This window comes from Pseudomonas sp. CFBP 5748, assembly GCF_053850495.1.
In genome coordinates this window covers 163,207-182,452 of record NZ_JBSPTN010000013.1, presented here as the reverse complement: position 1 = coordinate 182,452, position 19,246 = coordinate 163,207, and the positions used below count along the sequence as shown (strand labels likewise).

General features: G+C 54.5%; 14 protein-coding genes and 1 pseudogene. 3 read left to right on the top strand and 12 right to left on the bottom strand.

Annotated elements, in window-relative coordinates; all coding sequences use genetic code 11:
* Positions 1-965 precede the first annotated feature (965 nt).
* Positions 966-1,946, top strand: a complete 981-nt coding sequence (locus ACWNZ1_RS24810) for an Abi family protein (protein ID WP_456027942.1) — start codon at positions 966-968, stop codon at positions 1,944-1,946.
* 333 nt (positions 1,947-2,279) lie between these two features.
* Here the strand turns inward: ACWNZ1_RS24810 and ACWNZ1_RS24805 are convergent, their stop codons facing one another.
* From ACWNZ1_RS24805 to ACWNZ1_RS24760, 10 genes are all read right to left on the bottom strand, one after another.
* A complete protein-coding gene (locus tag ACWNZ1_RS24805) occupies positions 2,280-2,423 on the bottom strand; it encodes an SEC-C metal-binding domain-containing protein (protein ID WP_456027943.1) in 144 nt (47 codons plus the stop codon).
* A 50-nt stretch (positions 2,424-2,473) separates the two neighbouring features.
* Positions 2,474-3,748, bottom strand: a complete 1,275-nt coding sequence (locus ACWNZ1_RS24800) for a zinc chelation protein SecC (RefSeq protein ID WP_456027941.1) — start codon at positions 3,746-3,748, stop codon at positions 2,474-2,476.
* A 40-nt stretch (positions 3,749-3,788) separates the two neighbouring features.
* Positions 3,789-3,998, bottom strand: coding sequence for a hypothetical protein (locus ACWNZ1_RS24795; protein ID WP_456027940.1), 210 nt, complete (start codon positions 3,996-3,998; stop codon positions 3,789-3,791).
* 781 nt (positions 3,999-4,779) lie between these two features.
* On the bottom strand, positions 4,780-5,586 hold the full coding sequence (locus ACWNZ1_RS24790) for a DUF4238 domain-containing protein (RefSeq protein ID WP_456027939.1): 807 nt from the start codon (positions 5,584-5,586) through the stop codon (positions 4,780-4,782).
* 59 nt (positions 5,587-5,645) lie between these two features.
* On the bottom strand, positions 5,646-7,043 hold the full coding sequence (locus ACWNZ1_RS24785) for a hypothetical protein (protein WP_456027938.1): 1,398 nt from the start codon (positions 7,041-7,043) through the stop codon (positions 5,646-5,648).
* A gap of 19 nt (positions 7,044-7,062) precedes the next feature.
* A complete protein-coding gene (locus ACWNZ1_RS24780) occupies positions 7,063-7,332 on the bottom strand; it encodes a hypothetical protein (RefSeq protein ID WP_145162332.1) in 270 nt (89 codons plus the stop codon).
* A gap of 364 nt (positions 7,333-7,696) precedes the next feature.
* Positions 7,697-9,112, bottom strand: a complete 1,416-nt coding sequence (locus tag ACWNZ1_RS24775; RefSeq protein ID WP_456027937.1) for a tyrosine-type recombinase/integrase — start codon at positions 9,110-9,112, stop codon at positions 7,697-7,699.
* Positions 9,109-9,714: a hypothetical protein gene (locus ACWNZ1_RS24770; RefSeq protein ID WP_456027936.1), complete on the bottom strand. Its 606-nt coding sequence runs from the start codon at positions 9,712-9,714 to the stop codon at positions 9,109-9,111. Before ACWNZ1_RS24770 ends, ACWNZ1_RS24775 begins: the two co-directional genes overlap by 4 nt.
* Positions 9,711-11,786 carry an integrase gene (locus ACWNZ1_RS24765; protein WP_456027935.1) on the bottom strand — a complete coding sequence of 692 codons (2,076 nt, stop codon included), beginning with the start codon at positions 11,784-11,786 and terminating at the stop codon, positions 9,711-9,713. The genes ACWNZ1_RS24770 and ACWNZ1_RS24765 overlap by 4 nt, the downstream gene beginning before the upstream one ends.
* Positions 11,770-14,055: a hypothetical protein gene (locus ACWNZ1_RS24760; protein WP_456027934.1), complete on the bottom strand. Its 2,286-nt coding sequence runs from the start codon at positions 14,053-14,055 to the stop codon at positions 11,770-11,772. Before ACWNZ1_RS24760 ends, ACWNZ1_RS24765 begins: the two co-directional genes overlap by 17 nt.
* An 89-nt stretch (positions 14,056-14,144) precedes the next feature.
* Here ACWNZ1_RS24760 and hrpB point away from each other — a divergent pair.
* Positions 14,145-16,280 (top strand): annotated as a pseudogene (hrpB, locus tag ACWNZ1_RS24755) (ATP-dependent helicase HrpB); the annotation flags it as partial.
* Positions 16,281-16,348: 68 nt separating this feature from the next.
* Here the strand turns inward: hrpB and ACWNZ1_RS24750 are convergent.
* Together ACWNZ1_RS24750 and ACWNZ1_RS24745 are read right to left on the bottom strand one after the other, a co-directional pair.
* Positions 16,349-17,428 (bottom strand): endonuclease/exonuclease/phosphatase family protein, encoded by a 1,080-nt coding sequence (locus tag ACWNZ1_RS24750; RefSeq protein WP_135847305.1) that lies wholly within the window; start codon positions 17,426-17,428, stop codon positions 16,349-16,351.
* A gap of 90 nt (positions 17,429-17,518) precedes the next feature.
* Positions 17,519-18,181, bottom strand: coding sequence for a hypothetical protein (locus ACWNZ1_RS24745; RefSeq protein ID WP_135847304.1), 663 nt, complete (start codon positions 18,179-18,181; stop codon positions 17,519-17,521).
* Positions 18,182-18,356: 175 nt separating this feature from the next.
* Here ACWNZ1_RS24745 and ACWNZ1_RS24740 point away from each other — a divergent pair, with 175 nt between their 5' ends.
* Positions 18,357-19,139, top strand: coding sequence for a DUF2076 domain-containing protein (locus ACWNZ1_RS24740; protein WP_135847303.1), 783 nt, complete (start codon positions 18,357-18,359; stop codon positions 19,137-19,139).
* The last annotated feature ends 107 nt before the right edge of the window (positions 19,140-19,246 follow it).

The following is a 19,246-nucleotide window of genomic DNA, read 5'->3' as shown; positions in this document are numbered from 1 at the left end:
CGAGTGAAATCGAGCTGCTGCTTCCGCATAAGTGGCAGCCGGTTTAATCACGCAAGATGTGATGTCCGGACGCATACGCTCATCTCAAATAGAGGGATCCTTGAGCGTAGACGCGAACTGGCTTTTTAGTATTGTTTGGCCACCATAATAATTGCAAGATGCGGCCTTATGCGTCCAAGGTAACTCTCCGCGCGCATAGCATTTGCTATGTATAGCTTCCTTACCAAAGCTACATTTTCGCTAGCTAGTAGTGCGATTGGTATGAGCTTTGGGCCCAGATGACCGATACCCAGCGCGCTCGCCTCGAGGTAACGGGCGCGATGGGCTGTACAGGTGACCGCCTGCAACGGTAAGCCCCTTTTGCCGCCTCAGGACAACTCTAGCTGCCATTCATAAAAAACAAGGCTAGGGATAGACAATCGACCCGTGCGTTGTGTACTATTGATGTGTAGGCGCTTGGGCTAAATCGTCAGCAGGTTAATAGCACCACTGAAGATCCAAGGGCAATGAAGCATGTGACAAGGCCACCCCTAAAGGGTGGCCTTTTCCTTATCTGACAGGCTGAAAGTCTGATGCTTCGACGGCAGGTGCAAGGTTTCTCCCTCCTGGTTCAGTCTTTTCGCGACAATTTTCCCGCCCCCCCTGTGTTATCTGGCTTCCAGCATCGTCTGCTAAAGCGCTCTCGATTCTAGTCTTTTCAATTCCCATTCTGTACGTTCATCTCGCCTTCAGAACAGATGCCCGCGATTGGGTGACAGCCTCTCGCTCAGCCAGTGATGAGCCTGAGGTGTGGGTCTCGTAAATTACCTCGGCCTCCCCTCAAAAGCCCCATCCCCCCCCGAGCAGAAATGTGATATTAAAGCGCGCCTATGACCAGTACCCCGTAACCGTATCGGGCAATAACCGACGCCTATCTCAGTGCACGCCAGCAAAGAGTTCGCGCTGATATCGCAGTGGAAGCAACCATGTACAACCCGACGCCGCTCAACATTCTCAGTTCGCTGGACTCAATTTCGGTTGCCCGACTGTCCTCCTACAGACGTTTCTTTAACCCGGCATCTGACTCGGAACTGTACGGCCTGTACTGTTGGAACGAGGTTCTGTCTACGAACTTCATGCGCCTGACTGGTATCGTGGAAGTGGCGCTGCGAAATCGCTTCCACCTTGCACTTAGCCGATACGCGATGGCCCAGCATCCCTCGAGGATCATCGGCAACGCTGACGCAAACAATTGGTACGAAGTCTTGAGGCTCAGCGGGAAGAGTTCGGCGAAGGTGATGGCAGTCACTCATGACAAGTCGTGGAACAAGGCTCAAAATTGCCATTCCTTTACCCGGAAACACCATCCCGTAAGTCCAAACCAAGTGATCGCGAACATGACCTTCGGCTTCTGGGCGCCTCTGCTGGATCTCAGGCTGTCTTGGGACAGTATCATCCCGATGATCTTTCCTCATCATCGTTACGCGAGTAACGCGGGTCATTGGAACAACCAGAAAAACGTTGGCACTGTTTACGCCCGGCTTGAGACCGTCAGATCCCTGCGCAATCGGGTTGCCCATTTCGAGCCCCTGTGGAAAATTCCGGACATCAAGGAAGAGAAAAAAGAGGCAAAAGGCGTGACCGTAAATGTCGAGTTTCCGGCTCCCACGAATGAGGCGGAAGTGCTGGCCCGGTTGAACATGCTTTACCGCCGAATAACCCAGACGCTCCATTGGCTGTCGAGCGACAGAGCCAGTGACCATGTGCAGTCAGAGTTTCATCAGAAGACTCTGTACCTGATGACCCAAGAGGCCTTAGACGGCTTTAAGCGTGGCTACACCCATTCGGACGTCAAGCTCAGCAGCTTTACTAAGTCCTGGGGTCTCAAGCTGGTGCTCAAAGATCGCAAGCCAATCCAAATCTCCCATCAGCAAAAGGTTATAGGCAACTTCTATCCTACTCCTTGACGCTTTCCGGTCTTCGCTGCAAACGCCTTTCCAGAGAGCGCTGGTCTGCTCATGAACATATTGCTAGGGCATGGCAAAGAAAGAAGCTAGCAGGCGCCTTTCCCTCGGTATGTCGGTTAGTAGGTATTTTTGGTTTGTGGGCAAAACTGCAAGCGGAGCGCGCCGGCCCACGATGGGCCAAAGGCGAGAAGATGGAAGCCCGATAGGGCCGTAACCTGGTGCAGCCAGGTTGCGGTTCACGACAGCTGTCCCCTAGCAGGGGGCGAGCCCATAACTCTCCGTTGTGCGATGGTTTCCGCCTACTGGAGGAGCTCTCACCCATCCACAAAAAAGTTATGGCTCTGGGTTGAAGCAGCATTTCTTATACTTCTTATTAGAGCCACACGGGCACGGAGCATTTCGGCTAACTTTCTTGGCCGCCCCGTTCCCTGGTATTGCTCTCTGAGAAATGTTGTCTAGTATGTTGTAGGTTTTCATGATTTGTTGAGCAGTCATTCGCTCATCGCCAGTAAGCGGAACAGATGCATCTATAGCAAAAATTGTCTCAGAGCCCCCTTGATGGCCTTTGGTGTCGGCTCGGCTCCAAGAGCTACGATTTCTTTTGCTTTCTGGAACTTGTACCGCGCTACACATGCGTATAGCTGCATGTAGGCAGTTCGCTCCTGTCTATATTCATCATAGGAGTTGAATCTATGACTCCACGGGAAAAATACGAAGACGTACACTCGGCCTGGATTACAGAGAGAGTAAGTCGTTCGTGCTGAGCGTGTTCCGCTGGGGACTGTATGGAATTTGTCAAATAGGGTAGTTGCAAGGAGGCTACTCGACAGAAGGTTTTCCGACGCCAACACCTGCACAGCATTTGCATGCGTTATGAACGGTAAGTCACTTGCTTCACCTACCTGTGCATCCACAATCCCGTCCGCGAAGCGGGAAATGATTTCATTCCATAGCTTTGCTTCTTTTCTTTGTTGATACCTCAAGGCATATATTACCGTTTTCCTGTAATGATTCCATTCTCCTTCGGGTATCATTAGGAAATTGCCTTTGTTTTGAGATGGGTTGGTAATTTTTCCGAACCCGTTGCCACCATTCTCTTGAAGATAGCATGCAAGTGTTTCCTCTTCTCCAGCGCTGATCAGGAGGTCTTTGTTGCGGATTGCATCCTCTTTAACCTCGAGGTATCGGATGAAGTCTGCAGGTGTGCAAAGCTCTTCTAGGAGAAGTTTTATACCCCCTTCATCTAGCACGTGAACGAAGGTTTTGCTTATGTCTACATCGCCGACGAAGAACGGTTTATCGAGCAACTGTTCTTCATTCGCTCCATAAAGGTAGCCGAGCGAACCACGGCTGCCGGGCCTTATGGCGTCGAAATGCTGCTTGGCATGTTTACCTATTCCTCGGGTTACCGCTATCAGGTGTATTTTGAGATCAGTCCTACTCAAGTCAAAAGGGAATGGCTCATCAAGTTTACTATTGAGGAAGATCTTGTCCGGGTGATTCCTAATGCAACTTTCTGCTCCATGCAGTTGTTTTGCAGATTCCTTGACTGCGGCTCTGTACCATCGGCTCCAAGCAAGTTTGGGGTCATTCTGCTCTTGGAACTTAACGTGCCCCTTGTCGGAAAATAGTATAACCGTGTTGTTGAAGTACACGGTGAGGTCGGTAAGCTCTTTTCCTTTTCCTAACGACCGATACAGGCTGGGGTAGCACCACAGGCTAAAAAATGTATTTGAAGCAATCGTGGCAAGAATCTTCTCGCTTTCATTTACACTTGCTTCCTTGTTGATTGGCTTTAACAATCTGCATATCCTTTCTGCCAATATTAGCGGTTGTGAGTTGCTAGCTTTTATGGGTATTCATAATTATCTTGGCCTTCGTCTCTGTTGCATATTCGAGGTAGTAGGCTGCATTGTTTTGCTGCTCTAAAAGTTGGCTATGCTTTTCCTGGTCACCTGCGTGTCTGGATTCTTGGATTTTAATTTGCAGGTATTTTATTTCTGCCTGGAGCATGGATATGTTTTTATTCATAAGTTCTAGCTGTACGTTCATTTCGACCCCTTTGTTTTGCCAAGTCACCTACGTCTCGATCTCGAGTGACCGCTGACGTGCTGCGATCTCACGCTTACCGGCCAATTTCGGGTGTAGCGTAGGTGACAGCTTCGAATGTGGCCGCTGACGTGCTGAAGCGTCAACCATTCGGCGATGAACGACATCGCCTAGGTATGGCGCCGATAAACCTTGGCATGTGCTGCTGCAGATAAACGGCAAGGGAGTCTTCTGCCACCTCGAAGTTGTAGACGCGCCAGTAGGCCTCGATGAGATCCTTGTTCCGGCGAAGGTAGTAGCGCCATAGCCAGCCAGGGTACGGCGTCTCGCACTGGAACTTGGCTAAGGCCGGGGCCTCATCCAGCGAAGCTTTAAACCCTTCTGTCTAGGCCAGGAGCAGTAGCAGGGCCACCCCAACGATGATCATGAATATCTTGTCGTAGATGAGCGAGTAGATCGCTGCCGGCGAGGCCCAGTCCCACATGATCCAGCCGAACAGAAAGGCAGGAAGAAGAGCGGAATCAGGAACAGGCCGATTGCCAAATTAATCCGGGCGCCAATAATCTCTGGCAACTTCGACCAAACGCTCGGCACGAGTATCCTCCCAGGAGCCTGGCTGATCAGGTGTATCTCGATGGGAGCTCAGCGGCTCATGCTCAGGGAATGAACGTCGCATGGAGGTCTTCAGGAGGAATACGGAAGGCCAGAAGTAGGCCGGAGATGGAGCGAGTAGGCAGAGCGCATCTGTTCTGGCTGCGGGCAAAGCGCGGAGCGCCTGCAGGATTCACTTGGGGGAAACGTAGTAGCGAACCGATGACTCCAAGAAGCGCTTGTTGAGATACTCCGGCGTGAGCCTGCCGGCCTTTTGGAGTTTGGCAAGGAGCTTCTCGTCAAGAAGCACGAGTTCCGGGCTCACTGGCAGTGCTGGGAAACCTTGCTCGTAAAGTGCAACGTTTGAGTCGGGAAGAATGAATTTCTCCCCCATCGTCGTAAAAGGCACCCATGCAGTGTCCTTCAAGAGCTCGCGCCCCCTGATGAAAAACTGTGTGAGCGCCATACCTACAATCATGCGAGCTGTAGCATGTGGATCACCAGTTCCGTTGAAGATTCGGACGGTGTCATTCACCTGCTCAACCTCATCTTTTTCAAGCTGTGCTTGCGAGGGTATGCATGGCGGCGGCTCCATGATCGAGTCGTAGAGCGGCCTTTCTTTGGCTACGCAGTAAGCCCGTGCTGCCAACATGACGAAATACTCGGTGACGATGGGGGATCTCTCGATGCTCCCGTTCTTTCGGAAGCCATCTATCAGCTTTAGGTAATTGTCTTCAGTCGACTTGATCATCCCCTGTTCAGCCTGCTGATCCCATAGCCTGGCTACAACAAAGGCACTCTTGGGCGAGCGCTCTATGGGGGCGCCACCCTGCTTTCTGTGTATGGTGAGGAGATTGTCGTCCTTTAGCCATTCTTTCAGGTGTGCCTGGGGGATCACGTGCTGATTGACTGTGATCCTGTTCGGATTTTTGACGCGATTGCCGTTTTCATCAAGAGTGTCGCTGGGAGCTTCGTGAGGAGAGTGGTCTTTTTGGTACATGCTATGGGCCCATTATTTTTTCGGAGCCGGCGTGCAGCTATCCGCCCGCCGCATTATGATTAAAGCGCGCCATGCTTCTGCAGCAGGGCATCGAGTACGTTCCATGCGTTGTTGGTAAGGCTTTTCCACTGCGCCAGGGAAAGGTTGTGTAGATTCGAGCGGATGAACTGCATTTGTTGACGTCGACCATCCCTGTTGCACTTGGTGTACGTCTCCAGCTTTTGTGGGTTGAGCTCGACGTGTTGGTAGCTCAAGAGCATCGTATTTAGCTGACGCTGTTGGTACATGATGCGAGTCAAAGGCACCTGCTCATCGGTCTCGATCTCGCGTCCATTCACAAGGTCGAGATCTTTGACGTCTGGAACTCTGAGGTCATGCTTTTCGCGGGTGCAGTAGCTCCAAGCAAAGTGCAGCGCGCACATGTTGAGAAGGGCATCCTCCTTCACGCTGTGCTCCACGCCGTTCAATTTTTCCCAATCGAGTATCCAGGTGGCTTGAAAGTAGAAGCGCTCCAGATGCTGTCGTTTCAAGGTGCGCCAGGCTTCTTCGCCGGGGAACCTGTTCTGGGAGAGCTGCATTAACAGCCAGTCTTTGAAGGCTGCTTTTTCAAGGTAAGCAGGAATGTGATGGTTCCCTTTCTGCTTAAGGCCACGGGTTAGCCTAGAAAGGCTCTGGGTGGCTATCTGCTCCAAACGTTCGTATTCGAGAAGCTCCCAGTGAGAGCGATTCACCATGCTGGCAAGCAGCAGCTCTGCAGAGAGCGAATCTTTTTTCGGGGTTGCTGCAGCCTCAAGCAGAGGCCGTAGGGCGCCGCTAGAAAGCTCGGTAATACGTTTATGTGCCTTGGTGGCGGCAGCTTCGATCCAGTTATCAGGAACGCCGTCCAGAGGCTTGATCAGAAGTTGTGATAGGAATTTCCACGCCAGAATGAGCCTTTGGTGTGTCTCATAAAGCTTGAGGTCTGGCATCGAGCAGAGCAGGGGATCACAGGCTTCCAGCAAGTCGCCATAGCTCTCCCTCTCGTCGTCACGCAAGTGTCCATATAGCTCGGTGAGGAACCGGCGTTTGGCGTCAGCCAGCCTCTCAATCTGGGCCGCTGCGTCACGAAGATGCTGCGGAAACGCTATGGCATTGCTCTTCTCCAGGGCGTTCAGCAGGACGGCGCCCATCGGAGCGATCAGGCTCGACTGGTAGCTACTTTCCGACTCCACGCCCTCTGGCGCGGCAAGCAGCAGTTGGCTCGACCACTGCAGGTATTCACCGGACATGATCGTGCATGTCTCGATGTACGCTTTGAGCTCAGTTTCGTAGGTCGCTCGCTCAGCTTCATTCAGGCTGTCGAGGTGCGCCTGGTAGGCGCCCTCATCAAGGCCAAGGATTTCTTTGAGGCTCTGGATAGCGCGGCTCTTTCGAGCCAGCTCTCCATCAGCGAGCTTCTGGGTTCCCTTGTCGTGCATTTGTCTTCACCATTTTTGGTTACAAGGCCGGAATCGCTTCAGGCTGCGCTTCGAGGATTTCCCGAGTACGCCTGCCCAGCTCCTGGCCGCCGAGTACGCCGACAGTGTAATCGTCGACGGTGATGGCTTGACGCATAGCGTCACGGAAACAAGTGCCCGGCTTTACGTCCTGGATCGCCTGGGCAAGCGCGTTCAGGTAGTCGGGCTCAGAGTGTTTCAGGCGAGCCTGCTGCAAGTGGTAGGAGTCTTTGCCTGCTTGCCAAGCGATGGATGTGGCTTTCTTTAACATGGAGTGCCTCTGCGTTTCGGTTGATTGGAGTTGCGAGGCCAGTGTCTTCGAACCGCCATTCACCTTCGAGCAAGGAATCCGATTTGATTTTTAGGGTCGGTGTCGAGCGCCGCATCAGCGCCTGTCCCCCCGGCCTTTACGGGGCCCCCTTTGCACTTCGAACCGCATGCTTCTAATTCGGTATCTTCAGAAGCGTCACTTAATATTTGTGGGCAAATGAGCAAGCGGAGCGCGCCGGCCCACGATGGGCCAGAGGCTTGAGGATGAAAGCCCGTAGGGCCAAAGCCTGGCGCAGCCCGGCTTTGGTTTACGACAGCCGTCCCCGAAGGGGCAAGCCCCGCAAGTCCGACAATCAGGGAGATATTTAGTTGGAGCTTACCCGCCTGCCAGCAATATCGAAGTCTTCATCTCTTAGCCGCTGAAGTTCTAACACCTCGGCTTCATATTCTTCAACGGCGAGACCGGCCTTGAGACGATTGAGTAATTCGCGCTGTTTACGGTCGAACAGCAGCATGGCTGATGCTAAGTGCACTGACGATACTGTCGCAGCGTAATTAGCGACCTTCTTGAATGCCAGGTGAATGTAGCGCTCCACAGCCTCGGCTGACTTGTGTCCCGTCCACATCATTACCTCGGTAATGAAGGTTTGGCTGCTTAGCAAGGACTGTCTGAATTGATCAGGATTTTCTAGCTCATGCTGTTTAATCAGCTGGACAAATTTATTCGTAATGAAGGCATGCCGGAACATATGCGGAGATATTTTTTCTTTAATACCAGCAGCCTTCTTCAGAAGAGAAATTTCCGAGGTGATTGTGTCCGGCGATATCCCCTTTGCAAAAGTTTGTGATATGAAAAGAAAGCCGTCGTCTACCTTCCCCTTGACGATCTTCCTGCGCATGAAGTCGATGTATTTTTTGATGTCGCTGAGAACCATTTTGTGAACAGGAATGAACCGCTGGCTAGACACCCCTTGCTTCCAAGTCTCTAGCCTAAGCATTGGCTCATCCATCTCTAGCGCATTAAGGATGTCTTTAACCAATATTCTCGAGATTTCCCCCCTGCGTGCACCGGTGTGCTCCAACAGGAGAAGCATGATCTTTCTTCTGGAGTCAATAAATCGTGATTTGGAATCCCTGTCCACCGCGTCCAACAGGCGCTTTATGTTTTCGTCTGAAATCGGGAATATCGAGCGAACCCGTCCGCCTAGGCTTAGCGAGTGATGATGTACAAACTCTTTTTTCAGCGTGCGGCCATTCCGATATTTAATCGTAAAGGCGTGCATGGTTATTCTGATTGTCCCGCCGACAGCGACAAAGCTTGGATTCTCGTGAAGCCTACCAACAAACTCCAGAAAGGCTAGGCAGACTCGACCTATCCCTAGAATTGTAGGCTCAGTCCGTTTATTCGCGGTTGGGTAAATTCGAGACTTTTCGTCTCTAAGGGAATCGATAAACTCTGTAAAACTGGAGTCAGTCAGGTGAATGAAGTCGATGTTGGCATGATAGCAATAACGAACTATGTGGCTTATCTTGGAGGCGTACTCACCGAAGGTTCCGCCTTTAGATCCCCGTGTAGATAGGTTGCGGTTGCCGTTGCGACCAGGCCGTTCCATCATCGACAGAATGTATTGATTCACCGGCACACAGGGCGCACCGTTCGGCCAGGTTACAAATGGGACATTGTTGAATGCCCTTGTCTCAATCGTTCCCAGCGCCATGTGGGAAAACAGCGTCGTCTCTTCCAAGACCGAGAACAGCTGGTTTTGGCTTTTCTTCGTCATCTTCTGTATTCATCAAGGTTTACAACAGAAGGGCCATTGGGCGCAGGAATCTTGTCGTAAGGTGGGGCGTTCAGCGATGCCATTGCGGTCAGCGCCTTTATGGCCTCCTGGGCCCGTAATGATCTGACACCTGCGTTCGGCGCATCCCTGACACTTTTGATGTGATCGCGAGCATTGCCGAGAGCGTGAAGCAATGTAAGGTTCGTTTTTTGGTGCAAGGCCAGTTTCTGTTCCAACTCTGCGACTCGCAGCGATAAACCTACCTTGGTTCGCTTGTTGGAGCGCTCTTCGCGTCGCTCTGAGGCCTCCAGCGCTTCAAGGGCCGCGATTCGGAGATTGTTTAGCCCGTTGAAACCTGTAGGCAAGTTACTTTCTGCATAAGTCTTCAGAGTGTTCAGGCTGACCGGGGTTGTTGCCTTCGTGTCTCCGCCTACGGTGAAGCTGAGGCTCAGAGCTGCAGTTGAACCCTGGCTTTTCAGGGCCGCCACCAATTCTTTGTTGCCCCTAAAACTGTCGGGAGCCCTACGGATCTTTTCTAGGCACTCTACCAGTGTAAAAAGTGCCGATGTGTTGCGCTCTACACGAGCATCAATCTTCTTCATGCTGCCACCTGCTTGACTCGAGCTACTACCTTGAAGCGCTGGCCTTCATCGTCCTCGATGAATTCCGGCTCGATCTCCACGGAACCTTCTTCCATCAGATCCGAAAGGTAATCTTCGAGCTCTTCAGTGTCGACAATGGTGAAATCCTCAGTACCGTAGCGAGCTTTCAGCAGGGCCGCTAGGTTTTCAAAGCTGGCTACATCGCCGCTGTGGAGTGCTTCTGCCACAAACTGCGCTTTAGCCCCACGCAAGGTGGCACCGTCCATAGATTCGGTCAGGTAATGCCAGACATGCTTAACGTCGGTATGTCCGAGCATCCATTGCAGAGTTTCAAGCCCACCGAAACTGCTGGAGTAAAAGAAGAGCATGGCGAAGAAACGGCGAAGCTGATGTTGGCGAATGTAATAACGCTTTCCGTCTTCGTTCGTCTGGGTTTCGAAGTAGTCACAAAACAAGTCGAGGTTCTGGTTGAAGCTATAAACAGAGGTCTTGGTAAGCACCGCATTACCCTTGCCAGAAGGGCTTGCGAAGAGACCTTGGAGCTCGCTAATGAATCCAACTCTTTTCAGGATTTTCTGCATCCTGACCAGGTTTCTAATCATCTTTACGGCGATTGGCTCGATTGGCCTCACTTCAACTTGCCTAGTGCCGAACAAGTTGTAGGTGCTTTTTCGGTTAACAAATACCAGCCACTGCCCTGAGACATCCAGGCAGTCATTGGCATGGAGATCCAGTAGTTCACCGATCCGCCGGCCCATCAATGCGCCAGTGACAACCTGAGTGCATCCAATGAGTATCTTCACCAACTCAATCAGCCCGTGATTGGAGCGGAGTTTCGTAAAATACTCGGACTTGGTTCCCTTCAGCTCGCTGGCGTATGGCGTTGCAACCGCTCGCCGTGAGATTCCAAACTTTTCGACGCCGATTGAGGTCAGGTCTTCACCAACCACCTTTTGGAACTGCTGGTCGGTCAATTTGTTTAGGGGGATATTTTCCTTTTTGCAATAGATAATTGTACGACAAAACCCGTCTACGATTCTTGATCCATACTTGAGATAAAACTCAATGGAGTTCCTGACGGCACCGAAAACGATCTGGGAAGGTAGCGAGCGGAATCTACCAGCGCTCGCCGTATCAATAGTGAAATTCTTGGCGCTTACCAAATCTTCTGTTGATGGCGCAGGCACACCAAGCTCATGAAGACCTCCCAGGCCGTAAAGCGTCCTCTTGTACTCGCTAAAGTTGACATCACCCATTTTGTCTCTGGCTCCCGTTGCGACGGGGATCGGAGGATATTCTCGAACGAAGTCTTCGCCGCTTTGGATAGCCAGGATCTTAATAATAGGCTTTTGCTCAAACCTACCTCTGATCGTATTCGTGTAAATCTCGTTCGACAACAGTACAGAATTCGGGACATTTCCTTTGTCACGAGACCCACGGTACAGGCCCTTCAAATAAAGAGCGGCCCTAACTTTGGGTATCAATTCTAGCGGTATGTCCAGTGTGTTCTCATCGATCTGCTCTGGGGTGATTATTGCCAGCTCAGGCCATTGGGTAATCGCGTGTGCAATTTCAGTTTGGTTAGTTTCCAGGGCGAGCTGTAAGCCGTGAAGCGACATTCGCTTCGACCAACCATAGATAGACTCAGCGGTGTCTTTGCTGGAGCCGATTTCGGACAAAATCAGCTTCAATTTATCTCGGCCCAGTCCAGCTAGCCCATATTGTGCTAGTTTGAATTGTTCAGCGTTCAATAGCAGAAAGTCCACGATGTGAACTGCACGAGCAAGCTCGCTGGCCCATTGGGGTTTTGGGCCCGGGGCGGTATTGGCCTGAGTTGAACCTGTGAGGAAGTATTTGAGCCCTTCCAACAGCTCCTTGTTTTTTTTATCGACTAGGCTGCTGCCGTCGTTAAGTTTCACATCCCAATGGATGCACTTCGGTTCTTTGAAGCCGAAGCTATACTCCCAGACGTTGGCGTCGAAGTCGCTGAGTAACCAATCAGCCGATCTGGACGCTTTGTATGGGTCAACGAAAAAAGCCTCAAGGAAATCCAACTCAGGCGGCAGTGACATAAATAATTTTCTCCATTTGAGATGGATTGCAGTGAAGCCTCGCAGTGTTGAGGTGCTCTAGTAGCAGAGGGTCGCTACCGCGTTCGATTTCGTCGCTTACAGCTTTGGAAACGTCTGCCCAATACTTTGCAAGGCCACTCACTTCTTGGTCTTTTTTAGGGTTCTTAACGGCTGCTTCAAGTGAAAGCATGGCGGTCATGATCCCTACATCAATCGAAATGTAGATATGGCTCTTTTGTGATTCGACTTGTTTGGGACTTGGCTTGTTTTCAGGGTTTACGAGATAACTTGGAATATCTTTCAATGCATGGTTCTTCAGGAAGGTGTGGAGCTCATTCATGCTGGCGAAATCTGTAGCCTCAAGCAAGTAAGGGCTGTCCTTCATGGCCTCGCATATGAAGCTGCGCTGGAATATACGAATCCATCGAGACTGAAAGAACGCCAGAATCGCGTCAGGTAGATACCGTTTCAACAATTCAGTGTTGTAGCGAGTATGACCGAGTGCTTTGGACATCTCGACAACGCTTTTGGTACGCAGATAGACTTCCACTCCGCAGGAAGAACGGATAGTCGTAAGACTTAGTCTTTCAAGGAACTGCTGCAATTCGCAGCTTAACAGGTGGTCGTAAGGAGCGAATTGAAGCCGCAGATCTTCATAAAGCTTGGGGTTGTTTTCGAACCTGCAGCGGTTCCAGACCGGCATCCTGGTGCTGCTTGGAGGGGCAAAGCCCATGCCGCAACTAATAAATAGTTCCTTCCAAATGGGGTTTCCTTTTTTGCGTAGAAACTTTCTCAAAGGTGCAGTGATCTCGATAATCTCTTCGATCCATTGTTGGGACTCGCAAGTGAGCTCAATCACCTGCTCACTTCGCGCTTTGCCTTTGCGATCTTTGTAGCCGATGAGTTTGGCGCCGGTGTCGGTTTTAATAAATCCGATGTAATTCCCATTGTCGTCAAAAAGCGCAAATTTGAGCAGAAAGCTTGGAGTGATTTCCGGGTGCTTGATCACAAGCAAGCACTGGTAGGGGAAAAGTTTGCTGGAGCTTGGAAGGCCGAGCAGGTCGCCTACATCAACCCTGTTACCTCCTCCGAAACGGGTAGTCAAATAGGGCGTATCGGTTCGGAATCCATCTTGTTCAAATGTAGCGCAGATATTTTCTAGACCAAGTTGTTCTACTGACTTTTCACTGCCTCGTCCTAGAATTTTCTCACCAACTTTAGCTAGCGCTTTACGCCTCTGAACTCTAGACCACAGCTTGCGGCATTGTTCAGTGGCCCATAGTTTAACAATCGAAATGTCGGATTCGATGGTGCGAAAAATTATCTCGATTGCTTCCTGGTCGGTCACGTGAAGGGGAACAGGCGTAATCAGCTTCTCATGCACAATAACGCCGTTTTCGCGCATTGTCTTGTGTGTGCCAATGCCGAGGTCAGGCCTTGGAATGGGCTTGGGAAGACCGCCTTGAAATGGCATTGCCCACACGCCTGTTTCGATAAAAATCTCCTCGCATTTAGTAGTGAATGAGTTCCAGCTTCGGATCTGAGAGTTGATGTTCTTCTTTTGCTTGTGAGCAGTTAAGAAGAAATCCTTCATGAAAGCCAAGAAGAACGCCTTGATCATCCGTGGATGCTGAAATGTTACGGATGGCCAATCTTCGGAGTGTTCCGAAAGGTATTTGGCCATCTTGTTCAACACCGCGTGAGGAGGTCGAGCATACTTCTTAGAATGAAGGTGCCAGTGGCGGAAGAACTCTTCAGTAAACTCCTTGCCGTGGCTCACCCATAAGCACGGCAGATTGAGGAATTCCTCCCGCCCCTTTTGAGAGGTGATTCCCCATCCATTCCAATACCTAAGGCTTTCTTCATCCAAGCTGGAGCGCTGCGCCTGCCACACCGAGACGTTGCTCGCCATGCTGTCTGGGTCAACCTTCAGTTCCTCCATGTCAGGTATTTCTGCCCGAATGGCGTTATGGGCTTCTACGAACGCACGAATGAAGCTCCTCCGAGATAATCTGCTGTTGTTAACGAAATCGGTGCCCTGCAGAGCCCCTAAGAAGCCTTGAGCCAGCCTATGGTAAGAGGGAGTGGACAAGCTGATGTACGAAACCTTCGCGCCCAGCAGGTCGCAGTAACATTCGAATAGCTTGATCAGCACCGCCGATGGGCTTTTGTAGCCTTGAGCTACGCGCTCCATCAGGGCTACGACCTCTTGAGACAGAGCCCTGAACGGGTAGTTGGCTAGGTAGGCGGTTTTTCTGATGACTGTCAACTGATTCTGCTCGTTCAAGGATATAGTAAATGCTTGTATTTAATAGCTTTGTGGGATTTTGACAGGAACGTGCAATCGGTCAAACATCTCAACGCAGCCTCGATGCCGACCTGGCCCTGGCCCTGAGCCTCAACGGCCGGGAGCTGTTTCGCGAAGACCAACCGCTGAAGATTCTGCTGATGTCCGCCACCCTGGAAGGCGAGCGTCTGGCCGGGCTGCTGGACGATGCGCCGATCCTGCGCAGCGAAGGGCGTATGTTCCCGGTGACGATGCGCTGGGGCCGTCCGTTCCAGCCTGGTGAATTCATTGAGCCGCGACTGGTACAGACCGTGCTGGAGGCGCTGCACGATGAAACAGGCAGTGTCTTGGTGTTCTTGCCCGGGCAGGCGGAGATCCGTCGAGTCCATCAGCAACTGGCCGACGCTTTGGGCGAGGGTCGCAACGTGCTGCTCTGTCCGCTGCATGGTGAGCTGGACCTCGCCGCCCAACGCGCGGCCATCGACCCGGCACCGCCCGGCCAGCGCAAAGTGGTGCTGGCTACCAACATTGCCGAAACCAGTCTGACTATCAACGGCGTGCGGGTGGTGATCGACGCCGGTCTGGCGCGAGTGCCGCGTTTCGATCCGGGCAGCGGCATGACCCGTCTCGACACCCAGCGCATTTCCCGCGCCAGCGCCACACAGCGGGCCGGTCGGGCCGGGCGTTTGGAGCCGGGGGTGTGTTACCGGTTGTGGTCCGCAGACCAGCACGAACAATTGGCCGCTTATGGCAGCGCGGAAATTCTTTCGGCGGACCTCGCCGGGTTGGCCCTGCAACTGGGACGCTGGGGCGTGACGCCGCAGCAATTGGTCTGGCTCGACATTCCACCCGCCGCCGCTTATGCCCAGGCCCAGGATCTGCTGCAACGCCTGGGCGCGCTGGAGGGTGAGCAACTGACCCGTCATGGCCAAGCCATGGCCGAGCTGCCGGCTCACCCGCGCATCGCTCATTTGTTGCTGCGTGGTCAGTCGTTGGGATTGGCGGACATGGCGTGCAACGTCGCGGCCCTGTTGGGCGAGCGCGACATTCTCAGGGGCGCCGGCGCGGATTTGCACAGTCGCCTGGTGTTGCTGTCCGGCGAAGAACGTGCGGCGCGTGGCGCTCAGGGTGGCGTGCAGCGGGCGCGGCAACTGGCCCGGCAGTATCGCAGTTACCTGCGGGGCAAGGCCGAAGCGGCCGTCGTCGACCCCGAGCATCCGCGCTGGCTCGGCGCGTTGCTGGCGTTGGCCTATCCGGATCGTGTCGCCCAGCAGCGCCGGCCCGGCGGCGCGGAATATCGTCTGGCCAACGGCCGTGCGGCGCTGTTTGCCGAGGCCGACAGCCTGATGAAACAAGCGTGGTTGGTGATTGCCGACCTGGGCAGCCGTCAGGGCCAACGGGAAGAGCGGATCTACCTGGCAACGGATTTCGACCCGACGTTGTTCGATTCGGTGCTGGCTGAGCAAGTGCGCACGGTGGATCAACTGGATTGGGACGAGCGTGAAGGCGTGTTGCGGGCCGAGCGCCAGCGCAAGGTCGGCGAACTGGTGCTCAGCCGCGAGCCATTGACTGGCCTGGATGAGTCAGCTCGCAGTCAGGCGCTGGTGAACCTGGTACGGCGCAAGGGCCTGGAGCTGCTGCCCTGGACTCCGGAACTGCGGCAGTGGCAGGCGCGGGTGGCGCTGCTGCGCCGGCTTGAGTTGGAGGCCAAGGGCGAGAGCGAATGGCCAGACGTCAGCGAAAACGCGTTGCTTGGCAGTCTTGAACACTGGCTGATGCCGTACCTGGGGCGGGTCTCGCGCCTCAGTCATTTCGCTAACCTGGACCTGTCCAGCATCGTCCACAATCTGTTGCCCTGGCCCTTGCCGCAACGCCTGGATGAACTGGCGCCCCATCATTTGAGCGTGCCCTCGGGCTCGTCGATCCGCCTGGACTACAGCGAATACCCACCGATTCTCGCCGTGCGCCTGCAGGAACTGTTCGGTCTGGCCGACACCCCGCGCATCGCCGGAGGACGCCAGGTGGTCAAGCTGCACCTGCTGTCACCGGCACGTCGACCGGTGCAGGTGACCCAGGATCTGGCGAACTTCTGGCGTAGCACTTATGCCGAGGTGAAGAAGGATTTGAAGGGGCGTTATCCCAAGCACTACTGGCCGGACGATCCGCTGGTGGCGCAGGCGACGGCGCGGGTCAAGCCGCGTAAGTAATTGGGTCCGACACAAAACCTTTGTGGGAGCGGGCTTGCTCCCACATTTGTTTGGTGGTGATGCTCAGATCAAGGCGTAGCCGGCAACAGGAACCGCGCAATCACCGGTAGATGATCGGAGATGCGCAACGTATCGTCCTGGCGCACCTGGGCTTCGACCCGTTTGATCCGCGGGCTGTAGAACAGGTAATCGACGGTGCGGTCGGGGCCGTTGAGGCCGGGGTCGTTGGGGTAGTGGGTCAGCCAATGTTCGCGGTCGATGCCGCTGGCCTCGTTGTTGGTGGGGATCATCGGGTACTTGTCCCACAGCAGGTGCAGCGGGCTGTCGGCGGAGTAGGGCGTGCGCTGTTCGGAAGGCAGGCGCCGGTATTGGCCCAGGGGCAGCAGGTTGAAGTCGCCGCCGATCAGCCACGGCGTGCCTCGGGACTCGAGTTTGTCCAGTGCCTTGGTCACGGCAGTGACCTGGTTCGGCAAGGTGTCATCCGGCTCAGTGGCCCGTTCGAGGTGGGTGTTGAGCACCGCCAGTTGGCCGCCATCGCTCAGTGCCAGATAGCTCACCAACAAGGCATCTTTGGGCTGGAACTGACGGCTGATGAAATTGGCGTCGGCCACCGGCAGTTGCACCCGTTCGGCGTGGTCGATGCGGTAGCGGCTCAGGGTCGCGAGCTGTCGGCCGACGCTGCCGAAGATGTGCGGGGAGGGGATAAAATCGGCTTTCCAGTCGAAGGCGCTGGTGCTGCACGGATAGAGGTCGGCCAGGCGTTCCTGCAACAGCTTGAGTTGGTCCTGGTAGTCACTGGCCTTGGCGCCGTTGTCCAGTTCCTGGAGCAACACGATGTCCGGCTGCTCGTCGCGAATGACCCGTGCCACTTCGTCGAGGCTGAAGGCCATGTCTTCCAGGGTTGGGTTTTCGTCGGTGCCCTGGGCCAGGTCGTGCCAGAACACGTAGCGCTTGCCGGCCAGGAACTGCACGTTCCAGGTCATCACCTTCAGAGCCTGGCCGGGCATCAGCGGCGCCGCGTTGGCGGCACAACTGACCGGCAATGCTTCCTTGGGTTGTGGACGCCAGGTCAGGCCGTAGATCGACAGGGCGGCCAGGCTGAGGATCAACAGCAGGCCCAGCAAGGTGTAACGCAGTAGTCGGGTCATGGCTCGGCTTATGGGCGAAACGCAAAAGTGATCCCGAGCATAACCGAGAGCGGTTCCCGAGCCCAAGCCCATAGCCGTCGCAGCATGCGATCAGCGGTTGTCAGGCGTGGCTTCGATCAGCATGAACATCCGGAACAGCACCACGCTGGTGAACAGTTGCAAGAAGCTGTGAATGCTCTCGATCAGCAAGCTGATCAAGGGGTTCTGAGGCGGTGGATACACCGAGACACTGGCGCCCTTGAGCAGCCACAGCGGAACCATCACACAGAGAATGCACAACAGGATCCGCCAGAAATGGCCGCGGCTCATGCGCAGGCTTTCCTTCATCGCGGCCAATGGTGCCAGGCCCCGCAGCACCAGCAGGTATTCACCGAAGGCCAGGACCACCATCAGCCACAGGCCCGGCAGGAAGTACAACGAAATGCCGATCAGGATCAGCAGCGTGTTGAGCGCGGTCAGCAAGGCAAAGCGTGGCCACAGGGTCAGGGCGGTTGCGAGCAGGTCACGAGGGCGCGGCGATTCGCCGCGACTGCGGGCGTCGAGAAACAGAATCAACGCGGCGGTATACAGCGGGTACACCAGCAGCCCGACGATTACGCTGTAGCCGGGAAAGCCTTCGGCACCGACGACGCTGTCCACCCCCTGCTGCAACACGGCCTCGAGTATCACCAGTGGCAGGCATAGCTGGGCGATCCGGCCCAGATGGCGCTTGAAGAAATACAAAGAGTCGCGCAGCACGTCAAACGGATTCATGGGTCGGTATCGCAGTTCAAAAGCGGTCCGACACTTTAACCGATCAGGCGCCCGTACAAGCAAACGTAAACATCTGGTAAAGAGCATTGAAACCTTCCCGGCGAGCCCCATTACTGGTGGGCGCCGGTCCTCAGGATCGGAATGGTTTTCTACCCGGCAATCTAATGAGGTCGCCATGAACAGCGAAGAACAAACCCTGATCGATGGACTGTTTTCACGGCTGCAACAGGCCGAAAAGGATTCAGCCCCGCGCGACGCCCAGGCCGAGACGCGGATCAAGGAGCACCTGGCCAACCAGCCGGCGGCGGGCTATTTCATGGCCCAGGCGATTCTGGTGCAAGAGGCTGCGATCAAGCGCCTCGACGAGCAGAACAAGCAGCTCGCCCAACAAGTCGAGCAATTGCAGGCTGAGCTGCAACAGGCCCGGAACCAGACTTCGGCGCCAAGTGGCGGCGGTGGTTTCCTTTCGAGTATTTTCGGTGGCGGTCCCCGTGATTCACGGCCGGCACCTGCCCCAAGCGCCCCGGCATCTGGTGGTGGCGGTTGGCGCGAGCCGGCGCGGCCCGCCTTCAATGCCCCGGCCCAGCAGGGTTTTGGTGCACCGCCCAGCAACTACGGCGCCCCACCTGCCAACTACGGCGCGCCTCAACAGCAGGCGCCTGCAGCGAGCAGTTTCCTGGGCGGTGCCCTGAAAACCGCCGCGGGCGTGGCCGGCGGTGTAATGCTGGCCCAAGGCATCAGCAGCCTGTTCCACAGCAATCAACAACCCCAGGAGATCGTTGAAGTCATCAAGGAAGAACCGGCGCAACCGGTCAACGACAACAGCGGTGACAGTGGCTGGGGCGATGACCAGCGCGTCGCCGACAACGATGCCTACGGCAGCGACCAGGGCGGTTTCAGCGACGCGGACTTCAGCGACGATTCGTCCTCCTTTGGCGACGACGACTCCTTCGTCTGACCTGCCATTCGTCCGGGGCGCCCAGGCGCCTCGGGTCGATTATTCGCGGAACATTCCTCTGGGCTGGCATACTGGGCAACTTTTCGGGCCCGACGGCCTGCGCTTGT